General features: G+C 60.8%; 1 protein-coding gene. It reads left to right on the top strand.

The genetic code is table 11. From position 1 onward, the window contains the following. Window positions 1-533, top strand: a 533-nt coding sequence (locus A9X04_RS17520; RefSeq protein ID WP_156764398.1) for a class I SAM-dependent methyltransferase, incomplete at both ends; no start/stop codon positions are given.

Below are 533 nucleotides of genomic sequence, written 5' to 3'. Positions count from 1 at the left end.
CGCTGGGCAAGCTGAACCTCGAGCCCGGGATGACGTTGCTCGACATCGGCTGCGGCTGGGGCGGAGCACTGCAACGGGCGATCGAGAAGTTCGACGTCAACGTCATCGGAATCACGCTCAGCCGCAACCAGTTCGAGTACAGCAAGGCGAGGCTGGCGGCTATTCCGACCGAGCGCAACGTCGAGGTCCGGCTGCAGGGCTGGGAGGAGTTCGACGACAAAGTCGATCGGATTGTCACCATCGGCGCCTTCGAGGCGTTCAAGGCCGAACGTTGGCCCGCATTTTTCGAGCGCGCCTACGGCATCCTTCCCGACGACGGCCGGATGTTGCTGCACACAATTTTGACGTATCAATGGCAAGAAATGCCCGCGCGCGGCATCACGCTGACGATGAGCGACATCCGATTCGCGCGATTCATCTACAAGGAGATTTTCCCCGGCGGGCAGCTGCCGGCGCAGGAAGACATTTTGAAATTGGCGCCGGCGGCCGGGTTTACGGTTGAAAAAGTGCAATTGCTGCGGGAACACTACGCG

It is taken from the genome of Mycobacterium sp. E3247 (assembly GCF_001667785.1).
Lineage (GTDB): Bacteria > Actinomycetota > Actinomycetes > Mycobacteriales > Mycobacteriaceae > Mycobacterium.
Note: the sequence above shows the minus strand (reverse complement) of the source record. Positions and strands in the feature narration are given on the sequence as shown.